The 17457-nt window shown below is 59.8% G+C and carries 20 protein-coding genes; 12 read left to right on the top strand and 8 right to left on the bottom strand.

All coding sequences use genetic code 11. The annotated features are described in order from the left end of the window. Positions 1 to 39 precede the first annotated feature (39 nt). Complete coding sequence (locus B9A11_RS17840) at positions 40 to 234, top strand: hypothetical protein (RefSeq protein WP_058247812.1); 195 nt, start codon at positions 40 to 42, stop codon at positions 232 to 234. Here the strand turns inward: B9A11_RS17840 and B9A11_RS17835 are convergent. Further along, positions 231 to 902: an arylesterase gene (locus tag B9A11_RS17835; protein WP_058247813.1), complete on the bottom strand. Its 672-nt coding sequence runs from the start codon at positions 900 to 902 to the stop codon at positions 231 to 233. The genes B9A11_RS17840 and B9A11_RS17835 overlap by 4 nt on opposite strands. Positions 903 to 914: 12 nt before the next feature. Between B9A11_RS17835 and B9A11_RS17830 the strand changes: the two genes are divergently transcribed. From B9A11_RS17830 to B9A11_RS17800, 7 genes are all read left to right on the top strand, one after another. Further along, a complete protein-coding gene (locus B9A11_RS17830; protein WP_058247814.1) occupies positions 915 to 1604 on the top strand; it encodes an ABC transporter ATP-binding protein in 690 nt (229 codons plus the stop codon). Then, the gene (locus B9A11_RS17825; RefSeq protein WP_058247815.1) at positions 1601 to 4117 is read left to right on the top strand and encodes an ABC transporter permease; all 2517 of its coding nucleotides are present in this window, start codon (positions 1601 to 1603) and stop codon (positions 4115 to 4117) included. The genes B9A11_RS17830 and B9A11_RS17825 overlap by 4 nt, the downstream gene beginning before the upstream one ends. Positions 4118 to 4210: 93 nt before the next feature. After that, on the top strand, positions 4211 to 5086 hold the full coding sequence (locus B9A11_RS17820) for an inositol monophosphatase family protein (RefSeq protein WP_058247816.1): 876 nt from the start codon (positions 4211 to 4213) through the stop codon (positions 5084 to 5086). A gap of 64 nt (positions 5087 to 5150) precedes the next feature. Continuing rightward, positions 5151 to 6386, top strand: a complete 1236-nt coding sequence (locus B9A11_RS17815; protein ID WP_058247817.1) for a putative DNA modification/repair radical SAM protein — start codon at positions 5151 to 5153, stop codon at positions 6384 to 6386. Continuing rightward, positions 6386 to 7840, top strand: coding sequence for a UdgX family uracil-DNA binding protein (locus B9A11_RS17810; RefSeq protein WP_058247818.1), 1455 nt, complete (start codon positions 6386 to 6388; stop codon positions 7838 to 7840). Before B9A11_RS17815 ends, B9A11_RS17810 begins: the two co-directional genes overlap by 1 nt. Before the next feature lie 27 nt (positions 7841 to 7867). Next, complete coding sequence (proC, locus tag B9A11_RS17805) at positions 7868 to 8680, top strand: pyrroline-5-carboxylate reductase (protein ID WP_058247819.1); 813 nt, start codon at positions 7868 to 7870, stop codon at positions 8678 to 8680. Continuing rightward, on the top strand, positions 8673 to 9011 hold the full coding sequence (locus B9A11_RS17800; RefSeq protein ID WP_058247820.1) for a tRNA-binding protein: 339 nt from the start codon (positions 8673 to 8675) through the stop codon (positions 9009 to 9011). Before proC ends, B9A11_RS17800 begins: the two co-directional genes overlap by 8 nt. On the opposite strand, the gene B9A11_RS21460 is transcribed toward B9A11_RS17800, so the two are convergent. Beyond that, positions 9012 to 9164, bottom strand: a complete 153-nt coding sequence (locus B9A11_RS21460) for a hypothetical protein (protein WP_159452520.1) — start codon at positions 9162 to 9164, stop codon at positions 9012 to 9014. Positions 9165 to 9293: 129 nt separating this feature from the next. On the opposite strand from B9A11_RS21460, the gene B9A11_RS17795 reads away from it, so the two are divergent. Next, positions 9294 to 10412, top strand: a complete 1119-nt coding sequence (locus B9A11_RS17795) for a beta-ketoacyl-ACP synthase III (RefSeq protein WP_058247821.1) — start codon at positions 9294 to 9296, stop codon at positions 10410 to 10412. On the opposite strand, the gene B9A11_RS17790 is transcribed toward B9A11_RS17795, so the two are convergent. Beyond that, positions 10409 to 11551: a benzoate/H(+) symporter BenE family transporter gene (locus B9A11_RS17790; protein WP_083499849.1), complete on the bottom strand. Its 1143-nt coding sequence runs from the start codon at positions 11549 to 11551 to the stop codon at positions 10409 to 10411. The genes B9A11_RS17795 and B9A11_RS17790 overlap by 4 nt on opposite strands. A 12-nt stretch (positions 11552 to 11563) precedes the next feature. After that, positions 11564 to 12142, bottom strand: coding sequence for a thymidine kinase (locus B9A11_RS17785; protein ID WP_058247823.1), 579 nt, complete (start codon positions 12140 to 12142; stop codon positions 11564 to 11566). A 316-nt stretch (positions 12143 to 12458) separates the two neighbouring features. Here B9A11_RS17785 and B9A11_RS17780 point away from each other — a divergent pair, with 316 nt between their 5' ends. Both B9A11_RS17780 and B9A11_RS17775 read left to right on the top strand, forming a co-directional pair. Beyond that, entirely contained in the window at positions 12459 to 12917 is a 459-nt protein-coding gene (locus tag B9A11_RS17780) for a hypothetical protein (protein ID WP_058247824.1), read from the top strand. A gap of 115 nt (positions 12918 to 13032) precedes the next feature. After that, complete coding sequence (locus tag B9A11_RS17775) at positions 13033 to 13806, top strand: helix-turn-helix transcriptional regulator (protein WP_159452519.1); 774 nt, start codon at positions 13033 to 13035, stop codon at positions 13804 to 13806. On the opposite strand, the gene rimO is transcribed toward B9A11_RS17775, so the two are convergent. Together rimO and B9A11_RS17765 are read right to left on the bottom strand one after the other, a co-directional pair. Next, complete coding sequence (gene rimO / locus B9A11_RS17770) at positions 13803 to 15167, bottom strand: 30S ribosomal protein S12 methylthiotransferase RimO (protein WP_058247826.1); 1365 nt, start codon at positions 15165 to 15167, stop codon at positions 13803 to 13805. The two genes, B9A11_RS17775 and rimO, sit on opposite strands and share 4 nt — an antisense overlap. A gap of 104 nt (positions 15168 to 15271) precedes the next feature. Next, the gene (locus tag B9A11_RS17765) at positions 15272 to 15865 is read right to left on the bottom strand and encodes a GcrA family cell cycle regulator (protein ID WP_058247881.1); all 594 of its coding nucleotides are present in this window, start codon (positions 15863 to 15865) and stop codon (positions 15272 to 15274) included. 117 nt (positions 15866 to 15982) lie between these two features. Between B9A11_RS17765 and B9A11_RS17760 the strand changes: the two genes are divergently transcribed. Continuing rightward, on the top strand, positions 15983 to 16792 hold the full coding sequence (locus B9A11_RS17760; protein WP_058247827.1) for an ABC transporter permease: 810 nt from the start codon (positions 15983 to 15985) through the stop codon (positions 16790 to 16792). Here the strand turns inward: B9A11_RS17760 and B9A11_RS17755 are convergent. Further along, complete coding sequence (locus tag B9A11_RS17755; protein WP_058247828.1) at positions 16789 to 17274, bottom strand: acyl-CoA thioesterase; 486 nt, start codon at positions 17272 to 17274, stop codon at positions 16789 to 16791. The two genes, B9A11_RS17760 and B9A11_RS17755, sit on opposite strands and share 4 nt — an antisense overlap. Continuing rightward, a partial coding sequence (locus B9A11_RS22315; protein ID WP_234988892.1) for a hypothetical protein occupies positions 17275 to 17457 on the bottom strand: 183 nt, incomplete at its 5' end.

The following is a 17457-nucleotide window of genomic DNA, read 5'->3' as shown; positions in this document are numbered from 1 at the left end:
TTTGGCGATTTACGCTAGGCTTCGCACGTGGAGGATGAAATGGCAGTAGCGGCTTTGGTCTTGGGTAGCATCTTGGGCTTTTTCGCGGGCGTATTTTCTTGGGTCGTGCTGGATTTCACCGTCTTGCAAGCGTTTGGCCTGTACTTAACCGCAAGCTTTGGCTGCGGGGCATTGGCGCTGGCCAACGCGATTGTGGCGCGCCCCTCCGAAGGTGACATGCCCCTCAAGGCTTAATTGCTCAAGCGATCTATCAGCTCCTCAACTTTTGGCCCGACACTCTCGACAATCTTTTTAACACCCTTTTCATTTGGGTGAATGTTATCCGATTGCATAAAAGCGCGCAGTTCGCTGGGATCGCTGCCCTCGGCCATCAGTCCGGCAAAGAAATTCTCTAGAAAAACAGTTCCATAGGCATCAGCCAGCTCTGGGTAGATCGCATCGAACGTCTGTTTGTACTCCGGGCCATAGTTCCCCGGCGCGCTCATTCCGATTAACAAAACTTCTAGGTTCCGATCCTGCGCCACCTGCAAGATCCCCTCAAGGTTTGCCCGCGACAGCGTTGGGTCAATGCCGCGCAACAGGTCATTCCCGCCCAAGGCGACGATCATCGCGTCGATCTCGGGCGTCAAAGACCATTCGACACGCCCAAGACCACCGGCAGTCGTGTCCCCCGACACACCGCCGTTTACGATCCGCACGTCATGTCCTTGATCCGCAAGCCAATTTCGCAGCTGCGGTACAAACCCGTCTTGTTCGAGCAAGCCATACCCTTGGGTCAGCGAGTCCCCCAGCGCGAGAATATTCACCTCTGCCGCTTGGGCCGGTAACCCATTGATAAGGACAATTGCCGCAAACACCTTGAGGCGCAGCGCACGCAGCCCATATGTGAGAAAGCATAACATGAGGAAGCTCCTATGCCCGAACCTGTTCTGTCACTTAAGGATGTCACCCTCAGCCTCAAGGGCAATGCCGGAAATGTTGAAATCCTGCATGGAATTTCGCTGGACGTGGCAAAAGGCGAGACGATCGGCCTGATTGGCCCATCCGGTTCTGGGAAATCCTCTTTATTGATGGTGATGGGCGGGCTGGAGCGCGCCACAAGCGGGTCTGTTCTGGCGCTTGGGCGCGATCTGACCAGCATGGATGAGGACGCCTTGGCCCAATTTCGGCGGGACCATATGGGGGTGGTGTTCCAGAGCTTTCATTTGATCCCGACCATGACCGCGTTGGAAAATGTTGCGACGCCGCTAGAGCTTGCGGGCGACAAAGACGCCTTTGCCAAGGCCAAGCAAGAGCTGGACGCCGTTGGCCTTGGGCACCGCGCCGACCATTATCCTGCGCAAATGTCGGGCGGCGAGCAGCAGCGCGTCGCGCTGGCTCGCGCCCTTGCAACGCAGCCCGATATCCTCTTGGCGGACGAGCCGACGGGCAACCTGGACGGGGCCAATGGTGAAGCGATCATCGAGCTGTTGTTTGGCCTGTCAGAACAACGGGACTCGACCTTGGTTCTGGTGACGCACGCGCCCGAACTTGCCGCGCGCTGTGATCGTGTGATCCAGCTGCGGGACGGGTTGATCGATACGCAACGGCAGGCCGCGGAATGAGCTGGGCCGTCCCCGCGCGTTTCGCGCGCAGAGAGTTGCGCGGCGGCCTGTCCGGCTTTCGAATTTTTCTCGCCTGTCTGGCCTTGGGGGTCGCCGCAATTGCAGGTGTCGGCTCGGTCCGGTCCGCCATCGAGCAAGGCCTTGAAGAACAAGGCGCAATCCTGCTGGGGGGCGATGCACAGGTAGAATTCACCTACCGTTTCGCATCCGAAGAAGAGCGCGCATGGATGGAAAGCGCCGCCACAGCCGTGTCCGAAGTCACCGATTTTCGGTCAATGGCCACGGTGCTGCGCGATGGCACGTCTGATCGCGGTTTGACGCAGGTGAAATCGGTGGACGCAGCCTATCCGTTGCTCGGCGATATGGTTCTCGACCCCGCGATGCCCTTGTCAGAGGCTTTGTCCAATCAGGGCGGCGTCATGGCACCCGTTCTGGCCGACCGCTTGGGTCTCGCGCCGGGGGATACGTTCCGCTTGGGCACGCAAGAGTTCACCTTGCGCGCCACCATCGTCACCGAACCAGATGATGCCGGCGACGGCTTTGGCCTTGGGCCCCGAACCATCGTTCTGACACAAGACCTACAAGGCTCTGGCCTGCTCGCCCCCGGTTCGCTTTATGAGACGGAATATCGGCTGCTTTTGCCCGAAGGCGCGGATCTGGACGCAACCAAGCAAGCGGCCTTGGATCAATTCGAAGCCAACGGCCTGTCGTGGCGGGACGCCCGCAACGGCGCACCGGGAATCGCGCGTTTCGTAGAACGGTTAGGTTCGTTCCTCGTGCTCGTGGGCCTGTCCGGGCTGGCGGTCGGCGGGGTCGGCGTTTCCGCTGCCGTGCGGGCCTATCTGGCGAAAAAGACCTCTGTCATCGCAACTTTACGCACCCTCGGGGCGACGCGCGCGGTGATTTTTAGAACGTATTTTCTGCAAATCGGGGCGTTGTCGTTGCTTGGCATCGCGATCGGCTTGGTGCTGGGCGCGGCGATCCCAATTGCATTTGGTGGGATCATCAATGATGCGCTCCCCGTCCCTGCCGTGTTCACGTTGCACATCGGGCCGTTGTCCGAAGCTGCCCTGTATGGCCTGCTGACCGCGCTGGTTTTCACCCTCTGGCCGCTGGCCCGCGCCGAAGATGTCCGTGCCGCGACCCTGTTCCGCGACGCGTTGGGCAGTGCAAAGCTCTTGCCCGCCCCGCGCTATCTCATTGCCACGGCTGGGCTTTTGATCGCTCTTGTCGGCTCTGCCGCGCTGTTGTCCGGCAGTGCTCGGCTGACCTTGTGGACCGCTGGCGGCATCTTTGGCGCGTTGCTTGTGCTGGTGCTGACGGCCTTTTTGATCCGTTGGCTCGCGCGCCTGGCGACGGGCCTTGCCCGTGGTCGCCCCGTGTTAAGATGGGCTTTGGGCGCGATTGGTGGCCCTGGCGAAAGCGCAGGCGCGGTGGTCTTGTCGCTGGGTCTTGGCCTGTCGGTTCTGGCCGCAGTCGGGCAGATCGACGGCAATCTGCGCGCCGCCATTCAGCGCGATCTGCCTGATATTGCGCCGTCCTACTTTTTTGTCGACATTCAAAAAGACCAGATGCCCGGCTATCTGGACCGGCTGGAAAACGACCCCGCGGTCAGCCGGATCGACAGTGCGCCCATGCTGCGCGGCGTTGTCACTCGGATCAATGGCCAGCCCGCCCAAGAGGTCGTCGGCCCACATTGGGTGGTACGCGGTGACCGAGGGGTGACCTACGCAGCCCAACCTGATGCGCGCACCACCGTGACCGAAGGCGAATGGTGGCCCGAGGATTATTCCGGGCCGCCGCAAATCAGTTTTGCCGCCGAAGAAGCCGAGGAAATGGGCCTCCAGCTGGGTGACACGGTGACGATCAACGTGCTTGGCCGCGACATCACGGGGACGATCACGTCATTCCGGGACGTCGACTTTTCAACCGCGGGGATCGGGTTCGTGCTGACGATGAACCCCGCCGCCTTGCAAGGTGCCCCGCATACCTTCATCTCGACCGTCTACGCCGAGCCAGAAGCCGAAGCCGCTATTTTGCGCGATTTGGCAAACACTTACCCCAATATCACGGCGATCCGGGTGCGCGATGCCATCGACCGCGTGTCCGAATTGCTCGAAGGGATCGGCGCCGCGATTCGCTGGGGTGCGGCGGCGACTTTGCTGACCGGCTTCCTCGTCCTGATCGGCGCAGCCGCCGCAGGCGAAGGCGCGCGGACCTACGAGGCCGCGATCCTCAAGACCCTCGGCGCCAGCCGCGCGCGCATCCTCAGCAGTTTTGCCCTGCGCTCTGCTTTGCTTGGCGCGGGGGCCGGAGCGGTCGCCATCGGGGCAGGCATTGCAGGGGGATGGGCCGTCGCGACCTTTGTCATGGAAACAGACTTTTCCGTGATCTGGGGCAGCGCGTTGGGCATCGTTGCGGGTGGGATCATCGCAACTTTGCTCGCAGGTTTGGCGTTTGCCTGGCGGCCCTTGGCAGCACGTCCAGCGGGAATTTTGCGCGCCCGAGAATAGGGAAACGCGACATCTTGGGCCCCTCACGCGTCTTGCACAGCGGCGCGTGGGCTGGCAAGCCTTCGTGCAACCACAGCAAGACTGGACGCCGCCATGACCGATTCTCTTCCCATCGCTGTCACCGCCCCACTGACCCATGCTCAGCGCACGCAGATCATGAACCTCGTGCGCCGCGCGGCAAAGGCCGAAATCCTTCCGCGGTTTCGGCAGCTTGGCGCGCATCAGATCGATCAGAAATCCGGTCCGCAAGACCTTGTGACCGATGCGGACAAAGCCGCGGAAGCCATGCTGACACGCGGCCTTTTGGCCATGTTTCCCCACGCTTTGGTTGTCGGCGAAGAAAACGCCAGCGTGAATCCCGACATCATTGATCAGATCGCAGAAGCCGAGCTTTGCTTTACCATCGATCCGGTCGACGGCACGTGGAATTATGCGCACGGGCTGGCGATGTTCGGTGTGATGGTGTCGATCCTGCGCTTTGGCGTTCCCGTGTTCGGGCTGCTGTATGATCCGATCATGAACGATTTCATCATCGCCGACACGCAATCAGATGCCGAATTGGTCATGCCGCGCCGCGTGCGCCGAAAGCTCAGCACAAGCACCGGCGGCGCGATCCAAGACTTGTCTGGATACATCGCGATCAACCTGATCCCCGAAGCCAAACAAGCCGAGATGGCGGCGACCCTGCCGCAATTTGCCCGCGCTTTGTCCTTGCGCTGCGCTTGCCACGAAATGCGCATGGTCGCGCAAGGCGCTGTGGACTTTGCGCTGTATTCCAAGCTGACCCCTTGGGATCAGCCCGCTGGTGTTGTCGCCGTTCAGCAAGCCGGTGGCCATGCCGCGATGCTTGACGGATCAGACTACCGCGGCGACCTGAAGGACGGCTACCTGTTGGTCGCCAGCGACAAAGCGACTTGGGACCGCCTACGCGATCTATTTGCCTTTTTGATCGACGCCCCCCAAGCCTAACGTCTGCGTTACAGCCATCCGTTCCCCTCTTGTTCGCACGCTTTGACGAACATATTGTGAACACATGGCAACGATGACTTTAGATAAAAAACTCGCGATTCTGTCGGACGCGGCCAAATACGATGCCTCCTGCGCCAGTAGCGGGGGGCAAAAACGCGACTCTCGCGACGGCAAAGGGATCGGTTCGGTCACAGGTTCCGGCATTTGCCACGCCTACGCCCCCGACGGGCGCTGCATTAGTTTGCTCAAGATTTTGATGACAAATTTCTGCATTTACGACTGCGCCTATTGCGTCAATCGCGTCTCATCAAACGTCCAACGCGCACGGTTCACGCCCGAAGAGGTCATTCACCTCACGTTGGAATTCTATCGGCGCAATTATATCGAAGGCCTGTTTCTGTCCTCGGGCATTATCCGCTCGCCTGATGACACCATGGCCGACATGGTCCGGATCGCGAAATCCCTGCGGCAAGAGCACCGTTTTCGCGGGTATATTCACCTCAAAACCATCCCGGACGCGGACCCCAAGCTGATCGAAGAGGCGGGATTGTTCGCCGACCGATTGTCCATCAACGTCGAACTGCCGACGGATCGCGCGGTCAAGGACTACGCCCCCGAGAAAAGCCCCGATCAGATACGCCGCGCCATGGCCGACGTTCGGTTGCTCAAAGAGGCCCGCCAAGACAAGAGCTTTACCGGAAAGCGACCGGCGAAATTTGCCCCCGCGGGTCAATCGACCCAGATGATCGTAGGCGCGGATGGCGCAACAGACACAACTATTTTGCAAAGCTCTTCAAGGCTTTACAGTAGCTACAAACTGCGTCGGGTGTACTATTCAGCCTTCTCTCCGATCCCGGACGCCTCGGCCGTTTTGCCGCTCATCCAGCCCCCGTTGGTCCGGGAACATCGCCTGTATCAGGCCGATTGGCTTTTGCGGTTTTATGGGTTCGACGTGGACGAAATCGCCTCGGCCACCTCTGACGGAAACCTTGATCTGGCCGTCGATCCCAAACTCGCTTGGGCGCTTGCGAACCGCCATCTCTTTCCCATCGATGTCAATCGCGCGGACCGAGAGCTGCTGCTGCGTGTGCCCGGTTTCGGGACGAAAACGGTTGATCGCGTGTTAAAAACACGCCGGCATCGCACGCTGCGGTATGACGATTTGCGGCGGATGGGGGCGAACCTGCGCAGCGCCAAGCCCTTTATGCACGCCTTGGATTGGACACCTCGCGGGCTGACGGACACCGCTGATTTGCGTGCCCGTTTCGCCCCGCCGCCAGAACAACTTTCGCTCTTTTGATGTACAGCATCCATTTACCCGAAATCGGCACCTTTGACGCTTGGCGGGACAAGGCGCGCGCTCTCTTGGCCGCCGCCGTTGCGCCCGAAGATGTTCTGTGGACCTGCGGCCGTGACAGCCCGGACCTGTTCCAAGCCGCTGGTCCTTTGCCACAGGGAGACCGCACCGCCACCGCTTCTAAAGCCTTCATTTCCATGGCAAACCTTGCCATCTGGCACCGCGATCCGGAACGCTTTTCCAGGCTCTACGCGCTGCTCTTTGCGCTGCAATCGGACCAGCGCCTGATGTCGGACAAAGCCGACCCCCGCGTTGCGAAACTGACCGCGATGTCCAAGGAGGTCAGCCGAGACAAACATAAGATGACTGCGTTTTTACGGTTTCGAGAAGTTGGCGATCGCAATGCGCCACGACGCAGTTTTGCCGCCTGGTTCGAGCCGACGCACCTGATTTGCGAACCCATCGCGCCGTTTTTTGCCAAACGATTTGGCGACATGGATTGGAAGATTTTTACGCCGGATTTGAGCATTCATTTTAACGGAAACATCAGCTTTGCCCCTGGTCAGCCGAAACCACCGATTGCAGACGACGCGACCGAGGAGCTTTGGCGGACCTACTACCGGTCCATTTTCAATCCGGCCCGCGTCAAGACCCGCGCAATGCAGTCTGAAATGCCCAAGAAGTACTGGAAAAACCTGCCCGAAGCGCAACTGATCCCCGAGATGTTGGCAGAGGCGCAGGCGCGTGCGCAATCCATGGCGGATGCGGCTCCGACGCTGGCCCCTGCGCGGGCTGCGCGTGTGTCAGAACGGCTCCGCGCGCAACAGGCGCAACATTCTGAAAACGCGGATCAATTTACGACTTCGATACAGGGATGCCGGCGTTGTTCCCTATGGAAAAACGCAACACAAGCCGTGGTGGGTACTGGGCCGCTGGATGCCGAGATCATGATCGTCGGCGAACAACCCGGCGACCACGAAGACTTGGCCGGACAGCCCTTTGTCGGCCCTGCCGGGCAACTTCTGGACCAAGGCTTGGCGGGGGCGGGGATTGACCGTTCGCGCGTTTATGTCACGAACGCCGTAAAACACTTCAAATTCCGCGCAAATGGTCGGCAACGCATTCACCAGTCGCCAAACCGCACCGAGATTGAGAACTGCAAATGGTGGCTTGATCTGGAAATTGAGCGTGTTGCGCCCAAGCTGCTGGTCGCGCTTGGGGCGACCGCGCTGGAGAGCCTGACCGGCACGCGCCATGATCTGTTAAATTGTCGGGGCAGTCTTGAGCGGACACCGGATGGTCGGCCCGTGTTTGTCACTGTGCACCCAAGTTATATTCTTCGACTGCCCAATTCAGAGCGCGCCGCCGCACTCTCAAACTTCACAGACGATCTGCACAAGGTCGCCGCGTTATTGCAGCCTGACAGCCCGCTTGCGGCCAAGCCGGGCATTGCGTAGGCCTTTGTTAAACAAATGGAGGCAAAGATGCGCGACGGTAAGATTGCTCAAAACGGGCTGGTGCTGCTGGGCTGCGGCAAAATGGGATCCGCCATGCTGGAAGGCTGGCTGGCGCAAGGCTTGCCTGAGTCCTCGGTCTGGGTGCAGGATCCTCATCCCTCCGATTGGGTGATGTCGAAGGGGGTCCATGTCAACGAACCCCTGCCCAAAGCCCCGGCGATTGTCCTGATTGCGGTGAAACCTCAGATGATGGCGGACGCTTTGCCGTCGCTTCAGGCTTTGGGCAACGGCGATACGCTGTTTTTGTCCGTCGCTGCCGGAATTTCCATTGCCACCTACGAAGAGTTGCTCGGCCACGACACGCCGATCATCCGCGCCATGCCAAACACCCCCGCCGCCGTGGGCCAGGGCATCACGGCGATCATCGGCAACGCACAGGCGTCCGCAGAAAACCTTTCAACGGCCGAAGAGTTGTTGTCTGCCGTGGGCCAAGTCGTTCGCTTGGACGCTGAGTCACAAATGGACGCCGTCACTGGCGTCAGCGGATCTGGCCCTGCCTATGTGTTTCATATGATTGAATGTTTGGCCTCCGCTGGCGAAGCGCAAGGGCTTTCCCCGGAGCTGGCGATGGCGCTGGCAAAGGCAACCGTGGCGGGTGCCGGCGCCTTGGCCATGCAGGCCGCCGAGGATCCAGCGCAACTGCGCAAGAATGTGACGTCGCCTAACGGCACGACCCAAGCCGGGCTGGAGGTTTTGATGGCGGACGACGCGCTGCCCAAAATCATCACCGACACCGTTGCCGCCGCGGCGAACCGATCCCGCGAGCTGGCCAATGGCTGACATCAGCTTTGACGATTTCCTCAAAGTCGACATCCGCGTCGGGACTGTCTTGCGCGCCGAACATTACCCCGAGGCGCGCAAGCCCGCGATAAAAATGTGGATCGACTTTGGCCCCGAGATCGGAGAGCGCAAAACAAGCGCTCAGGTCACCGCACACTACACGCCTGAAACGCTCGTTGGGCGACAGATCATGGGTGTCGTCAATTTTCCGCCCCGACAAATTGGCAAGTTCATGTCAGAAGTTCTGGTCCTCGGGCTATCGGATGAAACCGACGGAATCGTCCTTTTGAACCCTGATAAACCGGTGCCGAACGGTGCGCGGATGCACTAACTAGTGCTGATCCTCGCGAAAGATCAGCCGCGCGTCTTCTTGCGTGGTCGGATCCCACGGGTCGTGTTCAGGCGCTTGACGCAGAACCGGCCAAGACGGCAGCAAAGCGTTGATCAGCGCATCGGCCCGAGGAATATGAAGAATCTTCTGCATGTTTTGAAAGGTCATCGGTAAGCCCCCATTTCACAAAGGATAATCGCACCGGAGTGTAAAAGTTCCGTAACGCCCACCCTTGATTTCCTCTGCCCCATCGGGTTCGCTGCGCCGCAGGAGGATCCGCACATGAACCAGCCCACGATTTCCGGCCACGGCATCTTTACCCCGTCCGAAGTGATCACAAATGACGAGCTGGTCGAGGCCTTCAACGCCTACGCAGATTTGTGGAACGCGAAGAACGCGGCAGAGATCGAAGCAGGCAAAGCGGAACCGATGGCGCACTCCAGCAGTGATTTCATCGTCCAAGCGTCGGGAATTGAGCAACGCTATGTGATTGATAAAACAGGCGTTCTTGACCCCAAACGGATGTTCCCGCGCCTGCGCAGCCGTAGCGACGATGAGCCGGGCGTCATGGCCGAGATGGCTTTGGATGCGTGCACAAAGGCGCTTGAAATGGCGGGGCGCACAGGGTCCGAGATTGATTTGGTGATCTGCGCCTCCTCCAACCAAGAGCGCGCCTATCCCGCGATTTCCATCGAAATTCAGAACCTTATCGGGGCGCAAGGATTCGCCTTTGACATGAATGTGGCGTGCTCTTCGGCGACATTCGGCATTCAGGCGGCCGCTGATATGGTCCGCGCCGGTAGCGCACGTCGGGCCTTGGTCGTCTGCCCCGAGATTTGCTCTGGGCATTTGGAATGGCGCGACCGGGACTGCCATTTTATCTTTGGCGATGTGTGCACGGCCGTCGTGATTGAACCTTCGGACGAGGCAAAAGGTGCAAAGTTCGACATCCTTTCCACGCGCTGTGCGACGCAGTTTTCGAACAACATTCGGAACAACAACGGTTTTCTGCGCCGCACCCGCGATCAAATGGAAGATCGGCGCGACATGCAATTCATGCAGAATGGTCGCAAAGTCTTTAAGGAAGTGTTGCCGATGGTCTCACAACACATTCGTGATCACATGGATGCCGAAGGCTGGACCGCCGATGATCTCAAACGGATGTGGCTGCATCAGGCGAACAAGGCGATGAACGATTTCATCGGGAAAAAGGTTTTGGGCCGCACACCCGAAGCCGGCGAACAACCCAACATCCTGCAAGACTACGCCAACACGTCTTCTGCCGGTTCGATCATTGCATTTTCAAAATATTCCAACGACTTGGAACCCGGAGATCGGGGCGTGATCTGCTCTTTTGGAGCGGGATATTCCGTGGGATCTGTCCTGTTGGAGCGCCGTTAACGCGACACGCGATGCGTTAACCCATGCACGATGGTGCCAGCCAGCAGCCCCCAAACTGCGCCGCCGATACCAAATACGGTCAAGCCCGAAGCTGTGATCACAAAGGTCAAAGCCGCTGATTCGCGCGTATCTGGCTCTGACAGAGCCCCCGCGGCGGAATTCATGAACACTGCGAATAGAGCGACCCCTGCAAGGCTCGCCATCGCCAAAGGTGGCGCGGCAGCGGCGACAAAGGTGACCACAGCGGCAAATATTCCAAACAAACAGTAAAAGAGCCCCGCCCAAACCGCTGCCCAGTAACGTTTGGCGGGGTCGGAATGTGCGTTTTCATCGGCGCACATCGCTGCGGTGATGGCAGCAAGGTTGGTCGCGATGGCACCGAAGGGGGCAGACAAAATACTGATCGCGCCCACCGCGGCAAAGAACGGACCCGTCGGCGGCTGGTAGCCATTTGACCGCAGCACGGACGCCCCTGGGATATTCTGCGTCGCCATGGTCACGATGAACAAGGGCACCGCCAATCCGATCACCCCGGCAACCGAAAAACTTGGCGTGATCCAAACCGGCGCGGTCAACACAGTCTCTGGCAAGGGCAAGGCGCCGTTGTGCCAAACGACCAGAATCAAGGTTACCAAAACCGCTGCGGGCACCGCGAACAAACGCCAAACCCGGCTGACTACGAACCATGTGAGCAGGATCGGCACCGCCACCATCGGTGCGTCCCCAACAGCGCGAAAAGGCGCGAAACAAATAGGCAAGAGGACCCCTGCCAACATGCCTTGGGTGATCGGCGCGGGCACGGCTTGGGCCAAGCGCACCAAGGGCTTCCAAAAGCCCGCGATCACGGCCAGCGCACCCGCTACGATGAACGCGCCGACCGCGCCAGAGAACCCGGCTGGGTCCGGCGCAGAGACCGCCAAAAGCGCAGCCCCAGGCGTCGACCAAGCGCAGGATGCCGGGATTTTTTGCCAAAACGCCAGCGCGATCCCGGCGATCCCCATGGCTAAAGCGCCCGCCATAAGGGCCGAAGACGCCTGCATCGGGGACGCACCCATAGCCTCAACCCCTGCAAGGAAAATCGGAAAAGAGCTGAAAAAACCGACAATTGCGACGACAAAGCCGGTTGCGAGCGCTTGCATCCCTCCCATGGTCTAAGCGCCTACAGCTTCGCGCCAATGGCGGCGGCATAGCGAAACGTAGGTCTCATTCCCACCAATCTGGATTTGCTCCCCATCAACCAAGGCTTGACCGTTTTCATCCTGCCGCACGACCATCGTCGCCTTGCGCCCACAATGGCAGATCGTGCGGACTTCGCGCATTTCATCCGCCAAGGCCAACAGCGCTGCAGAGCCGGGGAATAGCTCTCCGCGGAAGTCGACCCGCAGCCCGTACGCCATGACCGGCACCTTCAGATCGTCGACAACACGGGCCAGTTGCCAGACTTGCTCGCGGGTCAGAAACTGCGCCTCGTCAATGAAAATGCAGGCGACCTTGCCTTGGGCCAAGCGCGCCTCGATCTTGGTAAACAGATCTTCGGAAGGACCAAAGACATCGGCCTCGCGCGCCAGGCCGATCCGCGAGCCAATCTGCCCGACACCCGCCCGATCATCAAAGGACGCGATCAGCAGGTAAGTCTGCATCCCGCGCTCGTTGTAGTTATGCGCCGCCTGCAAAAGCAGGGTCGATTTGCCGGCGTTCATCGTCGAATATTGGAAGTGCAGCTTGGCCATTCTATGGGTTTGCCTCAGCCAACAGGCGGGTGCAAGAGATCAGGCGCGGGGCTTCCTCTACGAAGCGCCCGCGCGATACTCGTTAGTCAAAACACCGGGACACACACTATGGAAACGGGACAGACCAGAACGCCCCACCGGCGATTGGGGATGATTGCGTTTCCGTTAAACTAGAACCGGGCCGGTAACCGATCACTGACACGGCCTGCAACACCCGCAGGACTGTTTTTTAAATGACATTTCCAGACGTTCTGCGTTAATGGGAAATGAACAAAGGGTTTCCCCGGGCACACTCATCCGGGGTTTTGGGGGCGCTATGTCGACTGTTGGACGTTATCTGAAGAAGCACACCGAGGCGCTGGTCAAGGACGTGGGCATCGAAGCCGCCTGCGAACTGACGGGCAAATCCAAGGCCACGCTGGGTCGCTATTATTCCGATTATCCCGAACACGCCGACCGCTTTATCCCCGTCGATGCCGTCGCCGCTTTGGAGGAGGCCGCAAGCTATCCGCATGTCACCTCGGCGCTGGCCGAGCTGAAGGGCATCACGCTGCATTTCGACAACGAGCCGCGCAACTCCAAGCGCGAAGGCGGCGTCAACGCCGACGTCATCGCCTTGTCGCAGCGCTTTGCCATGCTTATGGCCGAATACAATCAGTCGATCGAGGACGGCGTCATTTCCGCGAACGAAGCCAAGCGCTTGCTCAAGGAAACCTTGGCCATCCAAAAAGTGCTGATCGACATGAAGCTGCACCTCGAAGATGAAACGGTCTGAGCCGTTTCATTCGGTCAGACGTGCCCCCATCGCCGCGGAAAACCATGTTCCGCGGCGCCTTCAGACGTTCCTACAAGACCTCGAAGTCACTGAAAGCTCTGAAGAAGTTTGGGAGTTGATCGTTGATCTGGGCACCTCGCTGCGCCTGCCTTGCATCGATTTCATCTCGGCCAACGACTACCACGATTGGACCTGCGCGCAGTTTATTCGCACGTCCTATGACGCCTCTTGGCTGCACCAATTCAACGATGATCCCGCGCTGTATCGCTGGTCGTATTTTCGCAGTCACGGCATGTCTTGCCTGACGCCGATCACCGTGGGCATCGAGTTTCTGGACGAGTATCACCAACTGCCAGAAGCGCGCGTGAACGTGCTGCGCGAAGCGGCACGCCGTGGAATCAGGGCCGGGTTTTCCATCCCGTTGCGGCAGTATGCGCCCGCGCAGTCGGCCTTGATGACCTTTGCGGGCGATCTGTCGCGCAGCGAATTGCTCGAAGTCATTCGCACGGACGGCTGGACCCTAAACGCCGGAGCCTTGGCCGCGCACCAGCGCTATCTGCTTCATTTTGCGCAGGAATTCCCGGACCGGAATTCGATCACTCCGAAACAGCAAGAACTGCTGGAATTGATCGGGGGCGGTTTGCTCGACAAACAAATTGCCGAGCTTTTGGATATCTCCGTCTCGGCCGTGCGGCAGCGGTTGAATGCGCTGCTGCAAAAGACCGGGATGAACAACCGGGTGGAGCTGGCCACTTTGGCCATGTCGCTGGGTGTCCTACCGCATCCGCTCAGCCGGCCTGAACGGGATGCGCGGACCCTGGTCGGCGAAGACGTTTACGTCCCGCCGCGCCCGCTGAAGCCTCGCGTGATGGAAACCGATCAGGGTTAACCCTGGACCAGCTGTCCCCAGAGGTCGTATTCGCCCGCCTCGTCCACCTCGACGGTGACGATCTGGCCGGGTTTCAGGTGGTCCGCGCCTTCGTCGATGAACAGGTTACCGTCGATCTCGGGGGCGTCCGCCTTGGTGCGGCAGGTGGCGATGCCATCCTCGTCCACGTCGTCGACGATGACCTCCATGCGCTTTCCGACCTTGGCCTCTAGCTTGGCTTCGGAAATTGCCTGCGCCTTTTCCATAAAGCGCTCCCAGCGGTCTTGCTTGACCTCGGCGGGAACATGGTCGGGCAGGTCATTGGACCGCGCGCCATCGACGTTTTCGTACTGAAAACAGCCGACGCGATCCAGCTGCGCTTCGTCCATCCAGTCCAGCAGAGTCTGGAACTCGTCCTCGGTCTCGCCGGGATAGCCGACGATGAAGGTCGAGCGCAAAGTAATGTCGGGGCAGGTGTCACGCCAGGCGGCGATTTCGTCCAAGGTCCGCTCGGCGGCGGCGGGTCGCGCCATGCGGCGCAGCGTGTCGGGGTGTGCGTGCTGAAAGGGAATATCCAAGTAAGGCAGGATCTTACCCTCGGCCATCAGGGGGATGGCGTCGCGCACATGCGGATAGGGGTAAACGTAGTGCATCCGCACCCAAGCGCCCAGACTGCCCAGATCGCGCGCCAGATCGAGGAAAGGAAACTTGCTCTCGCGGTCCTTCCAGTCGGTGCCGTAGGCGCTGGTGTCCTGAGAGATCACCAGCAGTTCCTTGACGCCCGCTTCGACCAGCTTTTCCGCCTCGCGCATCACCGCCTTGTGGGGACGACTGACCAGACGACCGCGCATGTCGGGGATGATGCAGAACTTGCATTTATGGTTACAGCCTTCGGAAATCTTGAGATAGCTGTAATGGCGCGGGGTTAGGCTGACACCCGTCGCGGGCAGCAGGTCAATGAACGGATCGGGCGAAGGCGGCACCGCGCCATGCACCGCGTCGAGCACCTGTTCGTATTGATGCGGGCCAGTGACCGCCAGAACCTTGGGGTGCACGCCGGTGATATACTCGGGCTCGGCCCCCAGACAGCCAGTGACGATCACCTTGCCATTCTCGTTCAGCGCCTCACCGATGGCCTCGAGGCTCTCGGCCTTGGCGCTGTCGAGAAAACCGCAGGTGTTCACGATCACCGCGTCCGCCCCGGCATAGTCGGCGCTGATCCCATACCCTTCGGCGCGCAGGCGGGTGAGGATGCGCTCACTGTCGACCAAAGCCTTGGGACAGCCAAGCGAGACCATGCCGACGGTCGGCTGACCATCGCGGCGGGTTTCATTGATGCGGGCGCGGGCCAGATCGGGCCTCAGATCGGGGGGATTCTGCATAGGGCGCGTATAAACCTCTGTTTAAATCCGGGAAAGACTTTGCAGTCCCGAAACGCAAAAACGGGCCGAATTGGCCCGCTTTCGCTAAGATTTGACGATCCGCCTTAGCGGCGACGGTCGCGGCGGGCGCTCATGGGCTGGAACGCCACGCCCACATGCGCTTCGCAATAGGGTTTGCCCTGCTGCACGGGCAGACCGCAGAACCAGAAATCATCGGTCGCCGGGTCGCCCACGGGCCACTTGCAGGTGCGCTCGGTTAGCTCCATCAAGGTCAGCTTCTTGGCCTTTTTCTCGACCTCGTTCACCTTGGCGAGCGCCTCGGGCGAGATTTCGTTGGTCGAAGGCTGCGGCGGCAGAGGCTGGCCGGCCGGAATGATCTGCTTGCGCGCCGGCATGGTCGAGACCGGCGCCGGGGTCGGCTCTGGCTTGGGTTCGGGCGCGGGGGCCGCAGCCTCGACCGGCTTGGGCGCGGCGGGTTTCGCCTTGGGTTTCGGCTCGGGCTTGGGCTTGGCCTCGACCTTGGGTTTGGTTTCGGCGGCGGGGGTTGCGCCAGCGCGGTTCGACAGACCCAGACGGTGGACCTTGCCGATCACGGCATTGCGGGTCACGCCGCCCAATTCTTTGGCGATCTGGCTGGCGGATTGCCCCTCACCCCACATCTTTTTGAGCAGTTCGACGCGTTCATCGGTCCAGGACATGGCCACTCCACGGAAAAAAGCGGCCACGGGACGCGGGCCGCCTGTCGTTTCATTGATCAGGCTCTATTCTAATCATTGCAGAACAATATACAAGGTGGCGCAGCTACAGGAGGCTTCATGTCCGACATTCAAGATTACGCACCCGGAACCCGTCGCTTTGGGCGGATCAACTGGCTGGGGGTGCAGACCCTTGCCAAACGCGAGATCTTGCGGTTCGCCAATGTCTGGACGCAAACTCTGCTGGCGCCCCTGGTGACCGCCGGGCTGTTCATGGTGATCTTTACCATCGCCATCGGGCCGCGCCGAGGCGACGTGATGGGTGTGTCATTTTCGACCTTCATCGCGCCGGGTATCCTGATGATGACGGTGATTCAGAACGCCTTTGCCAACACGTCCAGTTCGTTGGTGATTTCCAAGGTTCAGGGGAATATCGTCGATACGCTGATGCCGCCTTTGTCCGGGGGCGAGATGCTGGTGGGCTATCTGGCAGGAGGCATCACGCGCGGTTTGATTGTCGCCGTCGCGATTGCCTCGGCGCTTTGGCTGACGCTCGGGATCGTGCCCGCGCATCCGCTTGGGGCGCTGGCGTTCGTGTTCCTCGGAGCTGGGTTCATGTCGGCTTTGGGCATACTCGCCGGAATTTTTGCCAATAAATTCGATCAAATGGCGGCGATCACCAACTTTATCGTTACGCCCTTGGCATTCCTGTCGGGCACCTTCTACTCGGTCGAGGCGCTGCCCCCCGGTCTTTACCAGATCACGCACCTCAACCCGGTATTCTACCTGATCGACGGGGTGCGTTGGGGCGTGATTGGCGTGTCTGACAGCAACCCGCTGTTCGGCTTTGGGTTTGCCTTTGTTGCGACGGCACTGATCTGCGCCGTCGCTTGGGTCATGTTCCGCACGGGTTACCGGCTCAAGGCTTAATCCTCGTGGTCGTAATCGGTGAGTTTCGCCATTTCGTCGCCAAAGCGTTTACGCAGCTCCTTGCGTGCTTTCGCGGCGTGCTGGCGTTTTTGATCTAGGGGTGTCGTAATTTCCAGCGGCGGAACCTCGGCAGACTTCCCCGCGTCGTCAACCGCCACCATGGTGAAGTAACAAGAATTGGTGTGACGCCGGGTGCCCGCACGAATATCCTCGGCTTCGACCCGGATACCGATCTCCATCGAGGTCCGCCCCACGTCGTTGACGCTGGCCTTGAATGTCACCAGCTCTCCGACGTTGATAGGCTGGCGAAAGGTGACCTGATCGACGGACAGAGTGACCGCGTATTTCCCCGAGTAGCGCGACGCACAGGAAAAAGCGACCCGATCCAATAGGTTAAGCAACGCGCCACCATGCACCTTGCCGCTGAAATTGGCCATGTCAGGCGTCATGAGAACAGTCATTTCGAGGCGGCGAGGGTCCATCTATGTAGCTCCTAAAAAGGTAAATCTTTCTTGAGCGTTAAGATTCGCGTGTTTGGCATTCAATTGTTTTGATTGCCGCAGGTGAGTTTGGCGGACAGAAACAAAGAAGCCCCCGCGAGTTGCGAGGGCTATGAATTTGGTTGCGGGAGTAGGATTTGAACCTACGACCTTCAGGTTATGAGC

This window comes from Tropicibacter naphthalenivorans (genome assembly GCF_900176475.1).
Taxonomy (GTDB): Bacteria; Pseudomonadota; Alphaproteobacteria; order Rhodobacterales; family Rhodobacteraceae; genus Tropicibacter; species Tropicibacter naphthalenivorans.
Note: the sequence above shows the minus strand (reverse complement) of the source record. Positions and strands in the feature narration are given on the sequence as shown.